The organism is Pseudomonas sp. BF-RE-21, assembly GCF_019947305.1.
GTDB classification, from domain to species: Bacteria; Pseudomonadota; Gammaproteobacteria; order Pseudomonadales; family Pseudomonadaceae; genus Aquipseudomonas; species Aquipseudomonas migulae.
This window is the reverse complement of the sequence record NZ_JAGYGF010000053.1, coordinates 1-20,844: the sequence shown is the minus strand read 5'-3', so window position 1 is coordinate 20,844 and position 20,844 is coordinate 1. Positions and strand designations below refer to the sequence as shown.

The following is a 20,844-nucleotide window of genomic DNA, read 5'->3' as shown; positions in this document are numbered from 1 at the left end:
CACGGGCGGGCCAGTCGGACCAGACGAGCCTTCCTAACTCGCTTCAAATAACGCCATGGCTTCGACATGCGCCGTCTGAGGAAACATATCGAGAATCCCGGCACGTTTTAACCGGTAGCCCTGCTTGATCAATTCCACTGTGTCGCGCGCCAGCGTTGCCGGATTGCATGACACATATACCAACCGCTCGGCACCCATCGACTTGAGCTTGCGCACCACCTCGAAAGCGCCGTCACGGGGTGGGTCCAAGAGTACCGCACAAAAGCCTTCGCGCGCCCATTCGGCATCGGTCAAAGGCTGGGATAAATCGGCCTGAAAAAACTTCGCATTATGAAGATTGTTGCTAGCGGCGTTCGCGGCTGCGCGCTCGACCATCGCCTGCACACCTTCGACTGCTACCACTTCGCGAACCGCTTTGGCCAGCGGCAAGGCAAAGTTACCCAACCCACAGAATAGATCGAGAACACGCTCATCCGCTGTCGGCTTCAACCAGTCCAGCGCCTGGGCAACCATCGCTTCGTTGACCGCCGCGTTGACCTGAATGAAGTCTCCCGGCCGGTACGCCAGGTCCAAATCCCACTGTTCAAGGCGATAGCCCAAAGACTGATCGGCTTGAACCGGTTGTGGTTCGCCCTCTCCATGCAGCCACAATTGAGCTTCATGAAACGAGCAGAAATCCTTGAGGATCGTCAGATCGGATTCGGACAACGGCGCCATGTGCCGCAGCAAAACCGCCAACGACGAACCACTGAACAATTCCACATGCCCCAGCGCCTGAGGCTTGCTTAAGCGACGGAGCATTTCCGGCAAGCGGGTCATGATCGGTTGCAAGGGCTGTACCAGCACCGGGCATTCGTTGATCGCAACGATGTCCTGACTGCCAGCGGCGCGGAAACCGACTTCGAGCTTTTTCGCTTTCATGTCCCAGCGCACCGCTACACGGGCGCGACGGCGGTAAGCGAATTCCGGACCGCTTAACGGCGCGGCCCATTCTTCGGGCTCGACACCGGCGACCTTCGACAATTGCTCGGCGAGCATGCGCTGTTTCAGGGCAAGTTGTTCGGTGTGCGGCAGATGTTGCACGCTGCAACCGCCACAGCGACCGGCATGCGGACACGGTGCCGGGCGACGCAGTTCGCTGGCCTGGAACACACGCTCGGTGCGCGCCTCGACTACTTTGCCGTGGGCGCCCAACACGCGCGCCTCGACCTCTTCACCGGCCAATGCGCCGATGACGAACCAGGTGCGACCTTCGAAAAACGCGATACCGCGACCGTCATTCGCCAGGCGCTCTATAGTCAGGCGCTGCTTTTTGCCGGTCGGAATTTGCGGGGCCTTGCTGCCGCCGGTGGGCTGGAAGCGCAGGCCTCTCTCGTGCTTGGCCATCAGTTGGGCGCGTCGAAAATGCCGGTCGACAAGTAACGGTCGCCACGGTCGCAGATGATCGCGACGATCACCGCGTTTTCAACTTCTTTGGACAGGCGCAGCATCGCTGCCACGGCACCGCCCGAGGACACGCCGCAGAAGATGCCTTCTTCGCGAGCCAGACGACGGGTCACGTCCTCGGCTTCGCTTTGCGCCATGTCGACGATGCGGTCCACGCGATCGGCCTGGTAGATCTTCGGCAGGTATTCCTGCGGCCAGCGACGGATGCCCGGGATCGCCGAGCCTTCCATCGGTTGCAGGCCGATGATCTGCACGTTGTCGTTCTGCTCTTTCAAGTAGCGCGACACGCCCATGATGGTGCCCGTGGTGCCCATCGAACTGACGAAATGAGTGATGGTGCCCTCGGTCTGACGCCAGATTTCCGGGCCGGTGGTGGTGTAGTGCGCTTCCGGGTTATCTCCGTTGGCGAACTGGTCCAGCACCTTGCCACGGCCTTCGGCTTCCATTCGCTGAGCGAGGTCGCGTGCGCCTTCCATGCCTTCTTCCTGGGTCACCAGGATCAGCTCGGCGCCATACGCCGTCATCGCGGCTTTGCGCTCGGCGCTGGAGTTGTCCGGCATGATCAGGATCATCTTGTAACCCTTGATCGCGGCGGCCATGGCCAGGGCGATCCCGGTGTTGCCCGAGGTCGCTTCGATCAGCGTATCGCCGACGTGGATCTGCCCGCGCAACTCGGCGCGGGTAATCATCGACAGCGCCGGCCGGTCCTTGACCGAACCCGCCGGGTTGTTCCCTTCGAGCTTGAGCAAAAGGGTATTGCTGGTGGCGCCGGGCAGGCGCTGCAAACGGACCAGCGGAGTGTTGCCGACGCAATCGGCGATGGTTGGGTACTGCAAGGTCATGGCGTATTCGCAATCCAGACTGCGGGGGCGCCTATCATACCGGCAAACGTTGGAAGGCCATATCACGCAAAGTGCGGTGCTTATGGCTTATGGGAATAAGCGACTGATTCAGCCTTCTTTCACCTGCGCAGCATTCAAGGCATAGAACTCATGCAGCTTGGCCTGCAGCAATTGTTTGTCCGGTAGCTGAACCTGATACTCGGCAATCAGCGCTGGCGACAGACTGCGATTAAGGGCGTACTCGACCACTTCATCTTCCTTGCTGGCACAAAGCAATACCCCAATGGCAGGGTTTTCGTGGGGCTTGCGCTCACCACGATCCAGCGCTTCCAGATAGAAATTCAGCTTGCCCAGGTACTCCGGTTCGAAACGACCGACCTTTAGTTCAATGGCCACCAGACAGTTGAGCCCACGGTGGAAGAACAACAGGTCCAGGGCGAAATCCCGGCCGCCAACTTGCAGCGGGTATTCGGAACCGACAAAGCAGAAATCGCGGCCAAGCTCGATCAGAAACTCCTTGAGGCGTGCCAGTAAACCCCGATGCAGATCGGTTTCGGCGTGGGTGCCGGGCAGGTCGAGAAACTCGATCATGTAAGCGTCGCGGAATATCTCAAGTGCCGAGGGGTGAGTTTGTTTCAGCGCGGCGGAGGCTTTTGCCGGTTGGGTGATACTGCGTTCGAACAGTGCAGCCTTTAACTGGCGTTCCAGCTCGCGCTTCGACCACTTTTCCTGAACGGCCATACGCAGATAAAACTCGCGCTCTTCCGGGTGTTTGCTTTGGCTTAGGACGATCATGTTATGGGTCCAGGGTAATTGTCTCACCAGTGGTGAGACAATTGCGTCGCCCCGATAAGTCTCGTAGAACTGGCGCATACGGAACAGATTTGGCCGGGTAAAACCACGCAACCCGGGTTGCGTCCGGGCCAGATGCTCAGCCAACTGACTGATCACGGCATCCCCCCATTCAGCCAGTTCCAGCTTGCGACTGATATAACCACCAACCTGCCAGTACAACTCGATCAGCTGGGTATTCACCGTCTGTATCGCCTGTTGCCTGGCACCGTGAATCAGTGCAAGCACTTCATTGAAACGGTCGTCGGTTGTGTTGCCGGGAACGTGGATTGCAGTCATGCCTGATTCCTTGAACATGAGTTAAAGCGTGAGCTTAAACCGTCAAAGATGCTGGAAATGACCGGTGATACCCTTTGGGAAATGTCGTACACAATCTCGGGAACGCTCCGGCAAAATCAGAGCGTTGGTGAATGGGAGGGCCTCTTCGCGAGCAGGCTCGCTCCCACAGGGAATCAGGGGGTGATCACACAACTTGCGGTCGGCACACATCCACTGTGGGAGCGAGCCTGCTCGCGATGGCGTCATCAGCCACCAACCGCATGTTCAGCCGCAACCCTGTCCCAGTGTTCTCAGCCCAAAGCCGTCCGCCCTGGCGCTGCACCGCATTCCTCGCAATGCTCAACCCCAACCCGAACCCGCCATTCCCCGGTCGCGAACCATCGAGTCGAGTGAACGGCGAGAAGATCCGCTCCAGATCCTCTTCAGCCACCCCGCCCCCTTCATCCTCCAGCCACAGATGCCAGTAACCGCCTTCACGTCGTCCATCCAGACGCACAATGCCGCCCTTCGGTGAATGGCGAATGGCATTGCGCAGGATGTTTTCCAGGGCCTGGGCCAGGGTGTTGAGATTGCCGCGCACCCAGCAGGATGAATCCACCGCGCACTGCAATTGGTCGGTGGGGCAGCAGCTTTCATAGCAGGCGTTGTCCGTGAGCATTTCCCACAGTGCCTGAATCTGGATCGCCTCGTCGGGCAAGGGCGTGCGCTCGGTGTCGAGCCAGGCCAGTTGCAGCGTGTCTTCGACCAACCGTTGCATGCCATCGACTTCGCGACCAATGCGTTCGCGCAGTTGCACCAGACTTTGCTCACCCTCGCTCGCCACGCGCAAACGGCTCAAGGGGGTACGCAATTCGTGGGACAGGTCGCGCAGCAACTGTTGTTGCAGGGCCACCGTGCTTTGCAGGCGCTCGGACATGTGATCGAACGCGCGGCCCAGTTCACCCAGTTCATCGCAGCGATTGGTCGTGCGGCTCGACAGGCGCACGCCCAACTGGTCGGCGCGCCACGCATTGGCCTGCTCGCGCAGTTGATTGAGGGGCACGACCAGCAATCGATACAGCCCGACGCACAACAGCAAGGTGAACAGTCCGGGAATCACGCCGTTGGTGATGACGCGCCAGAACACCCGGTAGCGCCCCGGCTTGAACCGCTGGGGCAGTTCGATCACCACGCTGCCGACGGATGAGTCGCCGGGAAACGGTACGCGCAGCCACGGCAGGCGTTTTTTGTGAATGGGCCAGTCCAGGCCACGCAGAAAAGTCAGGCGCTGGATTTCCTGGTCCGTCAGCGATTGGCTGCTCAACGACTGCAAATCGCCGCCAATCACACCCACCCAGCCCTTTTCACGCTGTCGCATATCCTGCAGCCAGGCATCGACACCTGCGCTCTGCCCCTGCTCCCATGCCTGTTCGGCTTCGGCAGCAAAGCGCGTCAGAGTGCCTCGGGCTTCGTCAGAGAGAAACTGGTTGCGCTGTTCCATGTAGCGGCCCCAGGACCAGCTCAGCCAGATCATCAGCAGACAGAACGCCACCAGCAGACAGGCGAGTTTCCAGAACAGCGAATGCCTGCCCGGCAGGTCAGACCACTTCATGGTCAGCACTCAGGACATAGCCCTTGCCCCACACCGTGCGCACTTCCCGTTCGGTGTAGCCGATGGCCTTGAGCTTGCGACGGATCTGGCTGATGTGCATGTCGAGGCTGCGGTCGTGAGCCGCGTAACCCCGTTGCAACACGTGCTGATAAAGGAAGGCTTTGCTCAGCACCTCATCGCCGTTGCGGTGGAGGGTGTCCAGCAACCGGTACTCGCTGCGGGTCAGGCCGGCGGCGTGTTCGCCATAGAACACCTCGAAGCATTCATCGTCGAAACGCAGACTGTCCGCCGCCAAGGCAACCGGCGCCACGGCCGGGCGGCGATCCAGTGCGACGCGCCGCAGGATCGCTTCGATGCGCACGCGCAACTCGGCCATGCTGAAGGGCTTGGGCAAATAATCATCGGCGCCGAGGCGGAAACCGCTGATGCGATCGGCTTCGGCGCCCAGTGCCGACATCAGCACCACCGGGGTGGAATGGCTCTGGCGCAATTGGGTCAGCACATTCAAACCGTTCATGCCCGGCAGCAGAATGTCCATCAGCACCACATCGAAGGCTTGCTCACGGGCAATCGCCAGGCCTTCCTGGCCGTTTTGGCACCAGGTCACCTGGAAACCGCTACGGCCCAGTTGCTCGTGCACATAAGCACCGAGCACCAGGTCGTCTTCGATGGAGAGGATTCGGGGATGGCCAATAGAGATGGGAGTCATGAGTATCTGCAAATAATTCTCAGTTGATGATTATTCAAGATTGCCTCGCCGGGGGCAACCCAAGGTTTGCCAGCCACGCAAAAGCGCTGGACTGCCCGACGAATGACGTCATCAATTTTACGAGGATTGCCCGCAAGCAAATCGCTACACTGCGCAAGTGGCGTGTACCGGATGTATGCGCAGGTTCTTAAATGGCTGGATGCAGGAGAGAGGCGTGCTCAAGAAACTGGGAATAAAAGGCCGCGTGCTGTTGCTGACCTTGCTTCCGACCAGCCTGATGGCCTTGGTGCTGGGCGGCTATTTCACCTGGATGCAGCAATCCGACCTGCAAACCCAACTCATGCAGCGTGGCGAAATGATCGCCGAACAGCTCGCGCCCCTTGTCGCGCCGGCCATGAGCCACAAGGACACCGAACTGCTGGAGCGCATCGCCACCCAAGCGCTGGAAACGCCCGATGTGCGCGCGGTGACGCTCCTCGCCCCGGACCGCTCGTCGCTGGCGCATGCTGGCCCGACCATGCTCAATCCGGCGCCGCTGGGCAATGGTTCGCAAATGCTGCGCCGCAGCGGCAACGATGCGACGCGTTACCTGCTGCCGGTGTTCGGCAAGCACCGCAACCTGGCCGGTGACCTGATACCCGAGGAATCTGACCGCCTGCTGGGTTGGGTCGAACTCGAACTGTCCCACAACGGCATGTTGCTGCGCGGTTATCGCAGCCTGTTCGCCAGCCTGCTGTTGATCGGCGCGGGCCTCGCCGGTGCGGCGCTGCTGGCATTGCGCATGGGCCGCACGATCAATCGGCCGCTGAGCCAGATCAAACAAGCGGTGGCGCAACTCAAGGACGGTCACCTGGAAACCCGCCTGCCACCGCTCGGCAGTCAGGAGCTCGATGAACTGGCGTCCGGCATCAACCGCATGGCCGGCACCCTGCAGAACGCCCAGGAAGAATTGCAACACAGCATCGATCAGGCCACCGAAGACGTGCGCCAGAACCTGGAAACCATCGAAATCCAGAACATCGAGCTGGACCTGGCGCGCAAGGAAGCCCTGGAGGCGAGCCGGATCAAATCCGAATTCCTCGCCAACATGAGCCATGAAATCCGCACGCCGCTCAACGGCATTCTCGGTTTCACCCATCTGCTGCAAAAAAGCGAGTTGACCCCGCGTCAGCTCGACTACCTGGGCACCATCGAAAAATCCGCCGACAGCCTGCTGGGGATCATCAACGAGATCCTCGACTTCTCGAAAATCGAGGCCGGCAAACTGGTGCTCGACCACATTCCGTTCAACTTGCGCGATTTGCTCCAGGACACCCTGACCATCCTCGCCCCGGCCGCCCACGCCAAACAATTGGAACTGGTGAGCCTGGTCTATCGCGACACGCCGCTGTCGCTGGTCGGCGATCCGCTGCGCCTGAAGCAGATCCTCACCAACCTCGTAAGCAACGCGATCAAGTTCACCCGCGAAGGCACCATCGTTGCCCGCGCCATGCTCGAAGACGAGCATGAAGACAGCGTGCAACTGCGCATCAGTATTCAGGACACCGGCATCGGCCTGTCGAACGAGGACGTGCGCGCGCTGTTCCAGGCCTTCAGCCAGGCCGACAACTCGCTGTCCCGGCAACCCGGCGGCACCGGCCTGGGGTTGGTGATTTCCAAGCGTCTGATCGAACAGATGGGCGGCGAGATCGGCGTCGACAGCACGCCGGGCGAAGGCTCGGAATTCTGGATCAGCCTGAGCCTGCCGAAAACCCGCGACGACGCCGAAGACCTGCCCGCTCCGCCGTTGCTCGGACGCCGCGTTGCCGTGCTGGAAAACCACGAACTGGCCCGTCAGGCGTTGCAGCATCAACTGGAAGACTGTGGCCTGGAAGTCACCCCGTTCAACACTCTGGAAAGCCTGACCAATGGCGTGACCGGCGCACACCAGACCGATCTGGCGATCGACCTCGCCGTGCTCGGCATCACCAGCAACGACATGCCGCCGGAACGCCTCAACCAGCATATCTGGGACCTTGAGCACCTCGGCTGCAAAGTGCTGGTGCTGTGCCCGACCACCGAACAGACGCTGTTCCACCTCTCGGTGCCGAACCCACACAGCCAGCTCCAGGCCAAACCGGCCTGCACGCGCAAGTTGCGCCGGGCTTTGTCCGATCTGGTCAATCCGCGCCAGCAACGTAGCGATCCCGGCGAGCCGGTGTCCAGCCGCGCGCCGAAGGTGCTCTGCGTCGATGACAACCCGGCCAATCTGTTGCTGGTGCAAACCCTGCTCGAAGACCTTGGCGCCAAGGTGCTTGCAGTGGAAAGCGGCTATGCCGCCGTCAAAGCGGTGCAGACCGAGACCTTCGATCTGGTGTTGATGGACGTGCAGATGCCTGGCATGGACGGTCGTCAGAGCACCGAAACCATTCGCCAGTGGGAAAGCGAACGGCATTGCACGCCGCTGCCGATCGTAGCCCTCACCGCCCACGCCATGGCCAACGAAAAACGCGCGCTGCTGCAAAGTGGCATGGATGATTACCTGACCAAACCGATCAGCGAGCGGCAATTGGCTCAGGTGGTGTTGAAGTGGACCGGCCTGGCGCTGCGCAATCAGGGGCCCGAGCGTTCCAGCGACAGTCACGGCGGCAGCCACGAGTTGCAAGTGCTGGATCACGAAGAAGGGTTGCGGCTGGCGGCGGGCAAGGCGGATCTGGCGGCGGACATGCTGGCGATGTTGCTGGCATCGCTGGAAGCCGACCGCGAAGCCATCCGCTTCGCCCGGGAAACCAACGATCACAACGCATTGATCGAACGCGTACACCGCCTGCACGGCGCCACCCGTTATTGCGGCGTGCCGCAGCTGCGCGCTGCCTGCCAGCGCAGCGAAACCCTGCTCAAGCAACAGGACCCGAAGGCTCCGGGTGCATTGGAAGACCTCGACCGGGCCATCAATCGCCTCGCGGCGCATGCCCGTATCAATGCTTGATACAACGCAATCCGTTTGATTGCCACGGGCGTAAGCTCACCGCAATCCCTTGTAGGAGCATGGCTTGCCAGCGAAGGGGCCCTCAAACCCTTCTTCATTCTGGAGGGCGCCTTCGCTGGCAAGCCATGCTCCTACAGGGTATCCGGCAGGCCTGAAGTTTTCGGCGACAGGCATACAGCGTGTTTTTTCCAGGAGGACGCCATGCGTACGATTCTTTTCAGCAGCCAGACCTACGACCGCGACAGTTTTCTCGGCGCCGACCTCCCTGCCGGCATCGAGCTGCACTTTCAATCGGCGCGACTCAGCCTCGACACGGCAGCGCTGGCGGAACATCACGAAGTGGTCTGTGCCTTTATCAATGACGACCTCAGCGCCCCGGTGCTCGAACGCCTTGCAGCGGGCGGCACACGCCTGATTGCCCTGCGTTCGGCCGGCTACAACCATGTCGACCTGGCGGTGGCGAAGCGCCTGGGGTTGTCGATTGTGCGGGTTCCGGCCTACTCGCCCCACGCGGTGGCCGAACACGCGGTGGCGCTGATCCTGGCGCTCAACCGTCGTTTGCACCGTGCCTACAACCGCACCCGCGAAGGGGATTTCAGCCTCCACGGGCTGACGGGGTTCGACCTGGTGGGCAAAACGGTCGGCGTGGTCGGCACCGGGCAAATCGGCGCGACCTTCGCGAAAATCATGAACGGTTTCGGCTGCCGGCTACTGGCCTATGATCCTTACCCCAATCCACAGGTCGAAGCCCTCGGCGCACGTTATTTGAGTTTGCCCGAGCTGCTGGCCGAATCGCAGATCATCAGCCTGCACTGCCCGCTCAATGAGCAGAGCAAACACCTGATCAACCGCGAGTCACTGGCGCACATGCAAGCCGGCGCCATGCTGATCAATACCGGTCGCGGTGGTCTGGTGGACACGCCGGCGCTGATCGACGCGCTGAAAGACGGCCAACTCGGTTATCTGGGGCTGGATGTGTATGAAGAAGAGGCGCAGCTGTTCTTCGAGGACCGTTCCGACCTGCCGCTGCAGGACGATGTGCTGGCGCGCCTGTTGACCTTCCCGAACGTGATCGTCACCGCGCATCAGGCCTTCCTGACCCGTGAAGCCCTGGGTGCAATTGCCGCGACGACGTTGCAGAACATTGCAGCCTGGGCGGCAGGCACGCCGCAAAATCAGGTCGAGGGCTGAGCGGATCAGATCTTGGACAACAGGATCATCAAGGCCAGCCAGCCAAAACCGAGCAAGCGTTGGCCTGTTGAATGCCCGGGACGCAGCAGGAACCAGACAAAAAACGGTGGCAGAAAGAAAATCATCAGTTTCAGCCAAAGCTCCACCGGACGCGAACCGTTGAGCGTCGGTGCGGGAACCGCGGCCTCGACGTCGGCTTTGCGTTTACGCCCGAACGCGGCCGGCGAAACCTTGGCCACGCTCTCGTCTTGCGGTAAACGTCCGAAAGACAGTGGCGCCTTCGACGTTGCCCCTTGCGCCGTTGTCGGCGCACCGCAATGAACACAAGCAGGCGCCGTTGAACTGATGCGTTGCTTGCACTCAAAACATTCGATTAACGCCATGTCCGTTCCTTAGAAATGCAAAAGCGGCAGTTTGCCATGAGTCGGCAGGTCATTTGAACCTGATCGAAGGTCATCTGCTTGCGCAATGCTGCGTGCAGGCCCGTGCTAGCATACCGCGCATATTTGGAGGACCCATGGTCGAACACGATTTCCGCTATAACCTGATGAACCCGCAACACACCCTCACCGAATGCCGCGCCCTCGTGCCGGGGCGTTATCAAGTCACCGGCAACGGCGGCTCGATTCGCAACAATGACGTGCTGGTCGTGACCCTCAAAGGTGCCAAGGACTTGTCCATGCGCCTGACCGTCGAAACGGTTCGCCATTTGATCAACCCGCCCGGTCAATGGGTCGCGGTGGCCAGTGGTCCGGTGTTCGGTGAACTGGCGATCCACACCTGGAAAGTCAACTGCGACAGCTGCGCCAAAGAGCTGAGCTTCGAGTTCGCGGTCGACGCCAAACTGGGTAACAAGGCTGAAAAGCCTGCTGCCACTGCGCGGATCGCCGAGTTGGGCTGGACCGCCGTCGGTGAGAAGCACCTGTGCCCGAAATGCCAGGAGCCTGCGTGATGAAACGCCTTGCTCTGACCGCAATGGTCGGCGCCAGCCTGCTGGGCTGTGCCGCCGAGCCGGTAAAATTGCAGCAGAACCGCAGCTACATTCTGGAATGGATCGGCGAACGCCCGCTGATGGATTACAGCCACCTGACCGTCACCCTCGGCGAAGATGGCCGGGCCTATGGCAATGGCGGCTGCAACCACTGGTTCGCAGCGTATACGCTCGAAGACGACAAGCTGAGTTTCGGCAAGGTCGGCAGCACGCGCAAACTGTGCGCGCCGGCGTTGATGGAACAGGAAAAGCGTTTCCTCCAGGCCCTGGAAAACGTGCAGCGCTGGGATGTTTCGCCGATCGACCAGATGCGCTTCTGGCCAGCCGAAGGCAAGCCGCTGCGTTGGTGGCTTGAAGAAGGCTGAACCCTTGCCGGCGATGATGGCGGGTCAATCACCATTAATTCCGCCTGATACACGTTCCCCTGTAGGAGCCGGCTTGCCGGCGATGGCGGTGGATCCATCAACATTGATGGTGTCTGACACCCCGCTATCGCCGGCAAGCCGGCTCCTACAAAGTATTGCGTTCAGTTTTTAGCCTGTAGCGCCTCAAGCTTTGCCATCAGCCCCGCCGCCGTCTGCTCGCCCATCAACTGTTCCCGCACCTTGCCCTTGTTATCGATGATGTACGTCACCGGCAACGCCTCGCTGCGCGGCAGTTCAAACAATTCCGCCGGATCCGAAGCCAATACGGTGAACCTGATCCCCAGTTTCTCGCTGGCGCTTTTCAGCTCTTCGCCCTGCACGTTGTCGAAGTTGACCCCGAACACACCGATCTTCTTGTCCTTCAACTGCTCGGCCAGCCCGTTCAATTCCGGGATCTCGGTCCGGCACGGGCCGCACCATTCGGCCCAGTAATTAAGCACCAGCCATTGTTTGTCCAGACGTTCGGCGGCGACTTTATGGCCGTTCTGATCGATGCCATAGTCATTGCCGCAGCCCCCCAACATCAGCGCACCGATGATCGCCAATGCCGCTGCCAATCGCCTTGTCATGTCGTGATCCTTGTTCAAAATTGAATGCGCCTGCGACCCATCGCCTCCCAAGGTTCTGGATTACGCGCTGCACAGTTAGAATAGCCGTCACCTTACGCAAGATGCGACCCGCACATGACCGATCTGACGCTTTATCACAACCCGCGCTGCTCGAAATCCCGCGGTGCGCTCGAACTGCTCGAAGCCCGTGGCCTGACGCCGACCGTGGTGCGCTACCTCGAGACCCCGCTGGACGCCGCGCAATTGCAGAGCCTGCTGAAAAAGCTCGGCCTCGGCGCCCGGCAATTGCTGCGCACCGGTGAGGACGAGTACAAGACCCTCAACCTCGCCGACGCGAGCCTGAGCGAGGCGCAATTAATTGCCGCCATCGCTGCGCACCCGAAACTGATGGAGCGACCGATTCTCGAAGTCGGCGACAAAGCCGTCATCGGCCGTCCGCCGGAGAACGTGCTGGAGTTGCTGCCGTGAGCGCGCCGTACATTCTGGTTCTGTATTACAGCCGCAGCGGTTCGACCAATGAAATGGCGCGGCAGATCGCCCGTGGTGTCGAGCAGTCCGGGATGGAAGCGCGCCTGCGCACCGTGCCGGCGATTTCCACCGAGTGCGAAGCAGTGTCGCCGGACATTCCGGACGAAGGCGCGCTGTACGCCAGCCTCGACGACCTGAAGAACTGCGCAGGCCTGGCCCTCGGCAGCCCGACACGTTTCGGCAACATGGCCGCACCACTCAAATACTTCCTCGACGGCACCAGCAACCTGTGGCTGACCGGCGCCCTTGTCGGCAAACCGGCCGGGGTTTTCACTTCCACCGCGAGCCTGCACGGCGGTCAGGAAACCACGCTGCTGTCGATGATGTTGCCGCTGCTGCACCACGGCATGCTGATCACCGGCCTGCCGTACAGCGAGTCCGCGTTGCTGGAAACCCGTGGCGGCGGCACGCCTTATGGCGCCAGTCATCACGCCGGCGACGACGGCAAAAGCGGTTTGAATGAACATGAAGTGGCGCTGTGCCGGGCCTTGGGTCTGCGCCTGGCGAAGACCGCACAAAAGTTGGTGAGCTGAAATGGCGAAAAAGCCGAAGATCCTGCCTTCCATTGAATGGCTCGAACCACGGGTTCGGGCGATGCGCGTCATCAGTCTGCTGTGCTACTTCGGCCTGGTGGGATTGCTCTGCGCTTATTACCTGGTGGTCGCCGACCTGCATGGCGCGCGGCCGTGGGTGATTCTGCTGATCGAACTGGTGCCGCTGCTGTTGCTGGCGCCGGGGATGATCGTCGGCAGCGCGCGCGGGCATTCGTGGATGTGTTTTGTGGTGAACCTGTATTTCATCAAGGGCGCACTGGCCGCGTATGACCCGAACCGGCAGCTGTTCGGTTTGCTGGAGATGGGTGCGAGCCTGGCGGTGTTCTGCTCGGCGCTGTTGTATGTGCGGTGGCGGTTTCAGTTGAATCGCAAGTTGGCTGGCGAGGGCGAGATTTCCGTCGCCTGATCGGGCCCCTTCGCGGGCAAGCCTCGCTCCTACAGGTCCGTATGGTGCTCTTGTAGGAGCGAGGCTTGCCCGCGAAGGGCATCACTCGATATCAATGGTTGGCGGTGTACGCCAGCATCATCGAAATCTGACTCATCGGCCGCCCGCCGCTTTCTTCATGCCACTGGTTGAACACGCCCTGCACCGTGGCCAGGTCCCGCAGGCTGGTGGGCACTTTGTCGACGATCTTCTGCGCATTCAGCGCGGCCACCACGTCATAACTCGGCACAAAGGTGTCCTTGCCGACCATGCGCAGGAAGCGCGGTGCCGACAAGCCACCCAATTGATGACCGTGTTTTTTCAGGTAGGTCCACAAGCCGACGATATCGGTCACCGGCCAATCGGCGATCAACTCGCCAAAGCTGCCTTTCTCATGGGCCACGTCCAGCACGAACTGCGCATTGCGCGGCACGCTCTTGAGCTTGCCCAGGTGGCGGATGATCCGCGCGTCCTGCATCAGGCGTTCAAGGTGTTCGGCGCTCATCAGCACGACTTTTTCCGGGTCGAACTTGAAGAACACTTCTTCGAAGGCCGGCCACTTGGCGTCCACCAGGCTGTGCTTGAGCCCGGCGCGGAACACACGCAGCGCCATGGTCGAGAGGTAGCGATCGTCGCTGATATCGCGCAATTGCGCGGCAGTCTTCGGAACGGGCAGATGGGCTTCCAGTTCGGCTGCGGAACCGAAGCGGTTCAGACAGTATTCGTGCAGCCACTTGTAATCGCGCATGCCCTCTCCTGAGGAGTCAGTGAGTAGACCAATGTGGGAGCCAGCCTGCTGGCGATAGCGGTGGGTCAGTCAACGTCTGACATCGCTATCGCCAGCAGGCTGGCTCCCACAGTGATGGTGTTTAGAGATTTACTACGTTAACGAACCGCGACATGGCGGTTTCGTCGATCCGCAGGTTGGTGAAGTCGAACAGGTTGCGGTCCGCCAATTGCGACGGGATCACGTTCTGCAAGCTGCGGAAAATGCTTTCGGTACGGCCCGGCGTCTTGCGCTCCCATTCCTGCAGCATTTCCTTGACCACCTGACGCTGCAGGTTTTCCTGGGAGCCGCAGAGGTTGCACGGGATGATCGGGAATTGCTTGAGGTCCGAGTAGGCCTGAATGTCTTTTTCGTTGCAGTAGGCCAACGGGCGGATCACCACGTTGCGGCCGTCGTCGGCGCGCAGCTTCGGCGGCATGGCCTTGAGCGAGCCGTTGAAGAACATATTGAGAAAGAACGTTTCGACGATGTCGTCGCGGTGGTGACCGAGGGCCATTTTGGTCGCGCCGATTTCGTCGGCAAAGGTGTAGAGCGTGCCGCGACGCAGGCGCGAGCACAGCGAGCAGGTGGTCTTGCCTTCCGGAATCAGCTCCTTGACCACCGAGTACGTGTCTTTCTCGACGATGTGGTATTCGATGCCCAGGGTTTTGAGGTACGCCGGCAGCACGTCCTCTGGGAAACCCGGCTGTTTCTGGTCCATGTTCACGGCCACGATCTCGAACTTGATCGGCGCGACCTTCTGCAAATGCATCAGCACGTCGAGCATGGTGTAGCTGTCCTTGCCTCCGGACAGGCAGACCATGACCTTGTCGCCGTCTTCAATCATGTTGAAATCGGCGACAGCCTCACCGGCCTGACGGCGAAGGCGCTTTTGCAGTTTGTTCTGGTTGACCGTGAGAGTGCCCATGACGCGAGATCCGTGAGGTGTGACGAAAGGCCGGCATTTTACGCAAAAACCCGCCTCCGGCGAAGAGCCCCCTATCTCCTGTAGGAGCGAGCCTGCTCGCGATGGCGGTGTGTCAGTCCAAACAGTCATGCCTGATACACCGCCATCGCCGGCAAGCCGGTCTCGCTCCCACAGGGGATTGTTTGTGACAGTCCTAGTGGCGATTAACAGCCTTGTTTACAGCGCGATTTGCTCTAACGCCCTACAACCTGCGGGGTTAAGACCTTTCTATACTGCGTCATAAGGTCGCACACATATCCAGACCTTTACTTACTTGGCCACTTTGGCCTGTAGGCGCTCCACTGGGGGGCGACGGTAAAAACAAGAGGAGTGACTGGCATGATCCATCACGTAGTGGGGCTCTTCACCCACCCCGACCAGGAATGGAAAGAAATCCGTGGCGACCAAGAGGAAAGCATCAGCCACATGTACCTGACCCACACGCTGATTCTGGCGGCGATCCCCGCCGTGTCGGCGTTTATCGGCACCACGCAGGTCGGCTGGGTAATTGGCAGCCGGGCACCGGTGATGCTGACGCAGGAAAGCGCGCTATGGATGACGATCATGTCGTACGTGGCGATGCTCGGCGGCGTTGCCGTAATGGGCGCGTTCATCCACTGGATGGCCCGCACCTATGACGCCAACCCGAGTCTGGCACGTTGCGTTGCGTTTGCGACCTACACCGCGACCCCGCTGTTCATAGGCGGCCTTGCGGCACTGTACCCACACATGTGGCTGGGGATGATCGTCGGGACGGCGGCCATCTGCTACACGGTGTACCTGCTGTATGTGGGGCTTCCAACTTTCATGAACATTCCATCTGACGAGGGATTTCTATTTTCAAGTTCGGTGCTCGCCGTCGGTTTAGTCGTACTGGTGGCGATCATGGCGTTCACTGTCATTGTCTGGGGACTCGGCGTGGGGCCGGTCTACACGAACTAGTTACGCTCTCTACCCAAAATCAAGATCTGCCAATACAGGCCGCCGCAAGGCGGCCTTTCAATGTGGGGGGTAACGACCATTCGGCGCCCTGGCGATTCGCAAGGCCCGAGCGTTGCGGCATACTCGACGTCTCTGGAGATCCATCAAGCATGCCCGAGCAACTCAATACCCGCGTCGAAGACTGTTACCAACAAGCCGAATCCTTTTTCAAACGAACCTTCAAACGCCCCGTGGTGAGCCTCAAGCTGCGCGGGCAAAAAGCCGGTGTCGCGCATCTGCACGAGAACCTGCTGCGCTTCAATCCGCAGCTGTACCGCGAAAACACGGAAGACTTCCTCAAGCAGACCGTGGCCCATGAAGTCGCCCACCTGATCGCTCATCAGCTGTTTGGCGATCGCATCCAGCCCCACGGCGAAGAGTGGCAACTGATCATGCGTGGCGTGTACGAACTGCCGCCCAATCGCTGCCACACCTACGACGTCAAGCGCCGCAGCGTGACGCGCTATATCTACAAATGCCCGTGCGCCGACAGTGATTTCCCGTTTTCGGCGCAGCGCCATAGCCTGGTGCGGCAGGGGCGGCGGTATTTGTGTCGGCGGTGTCGGAGCACGTTGGTGTTCAGTGGGGAGATGCGGGTCGAATAAGTCGGATTTGTGGTGTTTTGGCGGGCCCCTTCGCGGGCAAGCCTCGCTCCTACAGAAGCATCGAAATCACCTGTAGGAGCGAGGCTTGCCCGCGAAGAGGCCGGGTCAGACGCTAGAGAATCACCTTGGCACGCCGCAATTCTTCAATTCGCAGCGAACTAAACCCCAACTCCCCCAACACCTGATCCGTATGCTCACCCAGCGCCGCACCGATATGCCGATGCTCGGGCAAGCCATCCGAAAACTTCAACGGACACGCCATCTGCGTCTGGCTCGTGCCATCCCCTCGCGGCACGTCGGTCACCAATTCCCGTGCCTGCAACTGCGGATGCCGAATCGCCTCACCCAAGGTCAGCACCGGCTCGACACACGCATCGAGCTCGGCAAACAGTGCGCACAATTCGGCAAAGTCGTGTTTCTCGAATTCAGTCTGCAGCGCGTCCTTTAGCTTCTTTTGCTGGGCAGGCTGAGGTGACAGGCCCAACGCCGCCAACTCCTCCAGCCCCAGTGCCGTGCACAGTTGCTTCATGAACGGCGGCTCCAGGCTGCCCACCGATAACCAGCGGCCATCCCGCGAACGGTAATAGTCGTAGAAGCTGCCGCCGTTGAGCATCTGGTTTTCCCGGCCCGGCTCCTCGCCGCAGGCCAGGTACCCGGCCCCGGCCATGGCGTTCAGGCTGAATGCGCAGTCGGTCATGCTCACATCCAGATGCTGCCCCAACCCGCTTTGTTGCCGGGCGATCACCGCCGCCAGCAGGCCGATGACGCCGTGCAGCGAACCGCCGGCGACATCCGCCACTTGCACGCCCAAGGGCAGCGGGCCGTTGTCGGCGCGGCCGGTGTAGCTCGCCAGCCCCGCCAGCGCCAGGTAATTGATGTCGTGGCCGGCGCGATCCTTGTAGGGGCCGGTTTGCCCGTATCCAGTGATCGACACGTAGATCAGCTTTGGGTTGATGGCCTTCAACGCTTCATACCCCAGGCCCAATCGCTCCATGACACCGGGGCGGAATTGTTCCAGGACGATGTCGTAGTCCTGCACCAGTTGCTTGATCACCGCCAGCGCCTCGGGCTGCTTGAGGTCCAGCGCCAGGCTGCGCTTGTTGCGATTGAGGTATGCGTGGCTGGCCGACACGCCTTGGTCATGGGGCGGCAGCACCCGCAACAGGTCCATGCGGGTCGGCGATTCGATGCGCAAGACCTCGGCGCCCATGTCAGCCAATAACAGCGAGGCGAACGGCCCCGGCAACAGTGTCGAGAAATCCAGAACCTTGAGTGATGCCAATGGGCCAAGCATGAGCGATCTCCGTATTCGATGCCTCCAGCCTAGGCAGCCAATCGCGTTGCAGCAATCACCTGATGTGTCAGCAACTGTGACCGTTACGCTCAAATTCCAGGCATGAAAAAACCCGCCGAAGCGGGTTTTTTCATGACAACGCGTGTTACTTGACGTTGCTTGGGGTTGGGCCTTCGGCCACACCCAGGTCGTCTACTTCACGTTCGTCGGAGATACCGCGACCGCCGGAAGCCAGCTCGACTTGCAGCTTGTCTTCGTCCAGCTCTTTCACCCACTTGGCCACGACCAGGGTCGCAACAGCATTACCAACGAGGTTGGTCAGCGCACGGGCTTCGGACATGAAGCGGTCGATACCGAGGATCAGCGCCAGGCCGGCTACTGGCAGAGTACCCACGGCCGACAGGGTGGCTGCCAGCACGATGAAACCACTACCGGTCACACCTGCCGCACCTTTGGAGGACAACAGCAGCACCAGCAGCAAGGTGATCTGGTGAGTGAGGTCCATCGGCGTATCAGTCGCCTGAGCGATAAACACAGCCGCCATGGTCAGGTAGATCGAAGTACCGTCGAGGTTGAAGGAGTAACCAGTCGGGATCACCAGACCCACTACCGATTTATCCGCACCCAGGCGTTCCATTTTGATCAGCATGCGTGGCAGAGCCGATTCCGACGAGGAAGTGCCCAGTACGATCAGCAGTTCTTCACGGATGTAGCGGATCAGCTTGAGTACGCTGAAACCATGCGCGCGGCAGATGGCGCCCAATACCAGAACCACAAACAGGATGCAGGTGATGTAGAAGCAGATCATCAGCTGACCAAGCTGTACCAGCGAGCCAACACCGTAAGCACCAATGGTGAAGGCCATGGCACCGAAGGCACCGACCGGCGCGAGCTTCATGATCATGTTGATGATGTTGAACATCACGTGGGCGAAGCGATCGATAAAGTCCAGGACCGGCTTGCCGTACGCACCCAGGCGATGCAGGGCGAAACCGAAGATCACCGAGAACATCAGAACTTGCAGGATATCGCCGTTGGCGAAAGCGCCGACGATGGTGTTCGGGATCACATTGAGGATAAAGGCGACGATGCTCTGGTCTTTACCGGCCGAGATGAAGCCAGCGATTTTGCTGGTGTCCAGAGTCGTTACGTCGATGTGCATGCCGGCGCCCGGTTGCACGACGTTGACCACGACCAGACCGATCAGCAAGGCAATAGTGGAAACGATTTCGAAGTACAGCAGCGCATAACCGCCGGTCTTGCCGACCGATTTCATGTTCTGCATGCCGGCGATACCGCTGACGACCGTACAGAAGATGATTGGCGCGATGACCATTTTGATCAGTTTGATGAACCCGTCACCCAGCGGCTTGAGGGCCACACCGGTCTGCGGGTAGAAGTGACCAAGCAGGATGCCGATGGCGATGGCAACGATCACCTGGAAATACAGGGATTTGTACAGTGGCTGACGAGTCGTCATTGCAAAGTTCCTCAAGAGTGCGCGCTAACAACATCCATCTGTTGCCCACGACACCTGAATTGCGAACCCTCCTGCACTGGAGGGATTTGTTTTTTCGAGCTGCACGACGGCAGGCATCTGCTCGTTGTATCGCAAGCGGCGTGCCACTTTTGCAAAACCCCCTGCGAGCCTTTTGACATCAGGGGTTACAGGTTCAACGTGCCGTGGGTGCGCTATAAAACAGTGGCGGATTTCCGCCCATCCGCCAAACCTCGTCCTGCAATTTGGCGGATATCCGCCTTGTCCATTGCCTGACCCGACGACTACCATCCGTCGTTCAATAGACGGACCTGCCTTCTATGCGCGAACGTACCATCGCCAGCCATTTCGCCCGTGCCGCCCTCGGTGGCGCGCGTCGGCTGGGTCATGACTATTCAAACCTGCTGCAACAACTCGGCATCAGCCCCGAGCTGCTGGAAGAACCGCGTGCGCGCATTGCGCCTGAGCAGTTCACCCGTTTGATCCAGGGATTGTGGCTGGCACTCGACGACGAGTACCTGGGCTTCGGGCCGGTCCCGAGTAAAACCGGCAGTTTCGCGATGATGTGCCACGCGGTGATTCACTGCCGCAATCTCGATAAGGCACTGCATCGCGGCTTGTTGTTTTATAGCCTGTTCCCCGGCGGCCCGCGCCTGACCCTGACCCGCGAAAACGAAATGATCCGCCTGAGCCTGGACGATTCGCAGTTTCAGGACCCGGACCATTTCCTCACCGAGAGCCAGTTGATGGTCTGGCATCGCCTCGGCAGTTGGCTGATCGGACAGCGCATCCGCCTGGAACAAGCGACGTTCAGCTACCCGAAGCCCGAGCACGGCGCGGAATACGAGTTGCTGTTCCCCTGTCCGATGGAGTTTTCAGCGGCGCAGAGCAGCCTGCTGTTCCACAGTCGCTACCTGAATATGCCGTTGCTGCAGGACGAGCGGACCCTCAAGCATTTCCTCGAACACTCCCCCGCCGACCTGTTGTCGCGCCCGGATGACGGCGACAGCCTGAGCAGCCAGTTGCGCCGCTTGCTCAGCCGCGACAGTGCGCGCTGGCCGGACCTGGAAGCGGTGGCCGCGCACCTGCACATCAGCCCGCAGACGCTACGCCGGCATTTGCGCGAAGAGGGTTCGAGTTTTCAGGAATTGAAGGATCAGTTGCGCCGGGACATTGCGATTTATCATCTGGGGCGTGCGGACCTGTCGTTGCAACAGATTGCCGAGCAGTTGGGGTTTTCCGAGCCTTCGGCGTTTCATCGGGCGTTCAAGAAATGGACCGGGCTTACACCCGGAGCCTACCGCGCGCAGGAGAATTGAACACATAACCTGTAGGAGCCGGCTTGCCGGCGATGGCGTCCTTGA

21 protein-coding genes are annotated in these 20,844 nt (G+C 60.3%); 10 read left to right on the top strand and 11 right to left on the bottom strand.

Features of this window, described 5'->3' with window-relative positions:
- Nucleotides 1-33: 33 nt before the first annotated feature.
- The 5 genes from rlmD to KGB25_RS24900 form a co-directional block, all read right to left on the bottom strand.
- A complete protein-coding gene (gene rlmD / locus KGB25_RS24920; RefSeq protein WP_008029319.1) occupies nt 34-1,386 on the bottom strand; it encodes a 23S rRNA (uracil(1939)-C(5))-methyltransferase RlmD in 1,353 nt (450 codons plus the stop codon).
- Nucleotides 1,386-2,288 carry a cysteine synthase CysM gene (gene cysM / locus KGB25_RS24915; RefSeq protein ID WP_008029320.1) on the bottom strand — a complete coding sequence of 301 codons (903 nt, stop codon included), beginning with the start codon at nt 2,286-2,288 and terminating at the stop codon, nt 1,386-1,388. Before cysM ends, rlmD begins: the two co-directional genes overlap by 1 nt.
- 108 nt (nt 2,289-2,396) lie before the next feature.
- On the bottom strand, nt 2,397-3,419 hold the full coding sequence (locus tag KGB25_RS24910) for a YhcG family protein (protein ID WP_223437128.1): 1,023 nt from the start codon (nt 3,417-3,419) through the stop codon (nt 2,397-2,399).
- Between the two features lie 184 nt (nt 3,420-3,603).
- Nucleotides 3,604-5,010: a sensor histidine kinase gene (locus KGB25_RS24905; protein ID WP_317850755.1), complete on the bottom strand. Its 1,407-nt coding sequence runs from the start codon at nt 5,008-5,010 to the stop codon at nt 3,604-3,606.
- The gene (locus tag KGB25_RS24900; RefSeq protein WP_223437125.1) at nt 4,997-5,719 is read right to left on the bottom strand and encodes a response regulator transcription factor; all 723 of its coding nucleotides are present in this window, start codon (nt 5,717-5,719) and stop codon (nt 4,997-4,999) included. The genes KGB25_RS24905 and KGB25_RS24900 overlap by 14 nt, the downstream gene beginning before the upstream one ends.
- 214 nt (nt 5,720-5,933) lie before the next feature.
- Here KGB25_RS24900 and KGB25_RS24895 point away from each other — a divergent pair, with 214 nt between their 5' ends.
- Together KGB25_RS24895 and KGB25_RS24890 are read left to right on the top strand one after the other, a co-directional pair.
- Complete coding sequence (locus KGB25_RS24895; RefSeq protein ID WP_008029326.1) at nt 5,934-8,687, top strand: response regulator; 2,754 nt, start codon at nt 5,934-5,936, stop codon at nt 8,685-8,687.
- A gap of 201 nt (nt 8,688-8,888) precedes the next feature.
- On the top strand, nt 8,889-9,878 hold the full coding sequence (locus tag KGB25_RS24890) for a 2-hydroxyacid dehydrogenase (RefSeq protein WP_207286450.1): 990 nt from the start codon (nt 8,889-8,891) through the stop codon (nt 9,876-9,878).
- A 5-nt stretch (nt 9,879-9,883) separates the two neighbouring features.
- Here the strand turns inward: KGB25_RS24890 and KGB25_RS24885 are convergent, their stop codons facing one another.
- Nucleotides 9,884-10,261, bottom strand: coding sequence for a hypothetical protein (locus tag KGB25_RS24885; protein ID WP_008041639.1), 378 nt, complete (start codon nt 10,259-10,261; stop codon nt 9,884-9,886).
- A 134-nt stretch (nt 10,262-10,395) separates the two neighbouring features.
- Between KGB25_RS24885 and KGB25_RS24880 the strand changes: the two genes are divergently transcribed.
- Nucleotides 10,396-10,830, top strand: a complete 435-nt coding sequence (locus KGB25_RS24880) for a hypothetical protein (RefSeq protein ID WP_008029332.1) — start codon at nt 10,396-10,398, stop codon at nt 10,828-10,830.
- A complete protein-coding gene (locus tag KGB25_RS24875; RefSeq protein ID WP_008041642.1) occupies nt 10,830-11,234 on the top strand; it encodes an META domain-containing protein in 405 nt (134 codons plus the stop codon). Before KGB25_RS24880 ends, KGB25_RS24875 begins: the two co-directional genes overlap by 1 nt.
- Before the next feature lie 161 nt (nt 11,235-11,395).
- Here KGB25_RS24875 and KGB25_RS24870 read toward each other — a convergent pair whose 3' ends face one another.
- Complete coding sequence (locus tag KGB25_RS24870) at nt 11,396-11,863, bottom strand: TlpA disulfide reductase family protein (RefSeq protein WP_223437123.1); 468 nt, start codon at nt 11,861-11,863, stop codon at nt 11,396-11,398.
- Nucleotides 11,864-11,977: 114 nt separating this feature from the next.
- On the opposite strand from KGB25_RS24870, the gene arsC reads away from it, so the two are divergent.
- Genes arsC through KGB25_RS24855 form a run of 3 tightly spaced genes read left to right on the top strand, consistent with a single transcriptional unit; the run spans nt 11,978 to nt 13,351 of the window.
- Nucleotides 11,978-12,331 carry an arsenate reductase (glutaredoxin) gene (gene arsC, locus KGB25_RS24865; RefSeq protein WP_008029340.1) on the top strand — a complete coding sequence of 118 codons (354 nt, stop codon included), beginning with the start codon at nt 11,978-11,980 and terminating at the stop codon, nt 12,329-12,331.
- Nucleotides 12,328-12,924 (top strand): NAD(P)H:quinone oxidoreductase, encoded by a 597-nt coding sequence (gene wrbA, locus KGB25_RS24860; protein WP_223437121.1) that lies wholly within the window; start codon nt 12,328-12,330, stop codon nt 12,922-12,924. The genes arsC and wrbA overlap by 4 nt, the downstream gene beginning before the upstream one ends.
- A 1-nt stretch (nt 12,925) precedes the next feature.
- A complete protein-coding gene (locus KGB25_RS24855; protein WP_008029342.1) occupies nt 12,926-13,351 on the top strand; it encodes a DUF2069 domain-containing protein in 426 nt (141 codons plus the stop codon).
- Between the two features lie 91 nt (nt 13,352-13,442).
- Here the strand turns inward: KGB25_RS24855 and KGB25_RS24850 are convergent, their stop codons facing one another.
- Together KGB25_RS24850 and ttcA are read right to left on the bottom strand one after the other, a co-directional pair.
- The gene (locus KGB25_RS24850) at nt 13,443-14,117 is read right to left on the bottom strand and encodes a DNA-3-methyladenine glycosylase I (protein ID WP_008029344.1); all 675 of its coding nucleotides are present in this window, start codon (nt 14,115-14,117) and stop codon (nt 13,443-13,445) included.
- A gap of 121 nt (nt 14,118-14,238) precedes the next feature.
- Entirely contained in the window at nt 14,239-15,063 is an 825-nt protein-coding gene (gene ttcA / locus KGB25_RS24845; protein WP_008029346.1) for a tRNA 2-thiocytidine(32) synthetase TtcA, read from the bottom strand.
- A 378-nt stretch (nt 15,064-15,441) separates the two neighbouring features.
- Here ttcA and KGB25_RS24840 point away from each other — a divergent pair, with 378 nt between their 5' ends.
- Together KGB25_RS24840 and KGB25_RS24835 are read left to right on the top strand one after the other, a co-directional pair.
- A complete protein-coding gene (locus KGB25_RS24840; RefSeq protein WP_008029348.1) occupies nt 15,442-16,044 on the top strand; it encodes a Yip1 family protein in 603 nt (200 codons plus the stop codon).
- Nucleotides 16,045-16,193: 149 nt separating this feature from the next.
- Complete coding sequence (locus KGB25_RS24835) at nt 16,194-16,688, top strand: SprT family zinc-dependent metalloprotease (protein WP_008029350.1); 495 nt, start codon at nt 16,194-16,196, stop codon at nt 16,686-16,688.
- A 112-nt stretch (nt 16,689-16,800) separates the two neighbouring features.
- On the opposite strand, the gene KGB25_RS24830 is transcribed toward KGB25_RS24835, so the two are convergent.
- Together KGB25_RS24830 and KGB25_RS24825 are read right to left on the bottom strand one after the other, a co-directional pair.
- On the bottom strand, nt 16,801-17,982 hold the full coding sequence (locus KGB25_RS24830) for a CaiB/BaiF CoA transferase family protein (RefSeq protein WP_223437119.1): 1,182 nt from the start codon (nt 17,980-17,982) through the stop codon (nt 16,801-16,803).
- A 145-nt stretch (nt 17,983-18,127) separates the two neighbouring features.
- Nucleotides 18,128-19,462 (bottom strand): dicarboxylate/amino acid:cation symporter, encoded by a 1,335-nt coding sequence (locus KGB25_RS24825; protein WP_008029353.1) that lies wholly within the window; start codon nt 19,460-19,462, stop codon nt 18,128-18,130.
- A gap of 338 nt (nt 19,463-19,800) precedes the next feature.
- On the opposite strand from KGB25_RS24825, the gene KGB25_RS24820 reads away from it, so the two are divergent.
- Entirely contained in the window at nt 19,801-20,799 is a 999-nt protein-coding gene (locus KGB25_RS24820) for an AraC family transcriptional regulator (RefSeq protein ID WP_223437117.1), read from the top strand.
- Nucleotides 20,800-20,844: the final 45 nt, after the last annotated feature.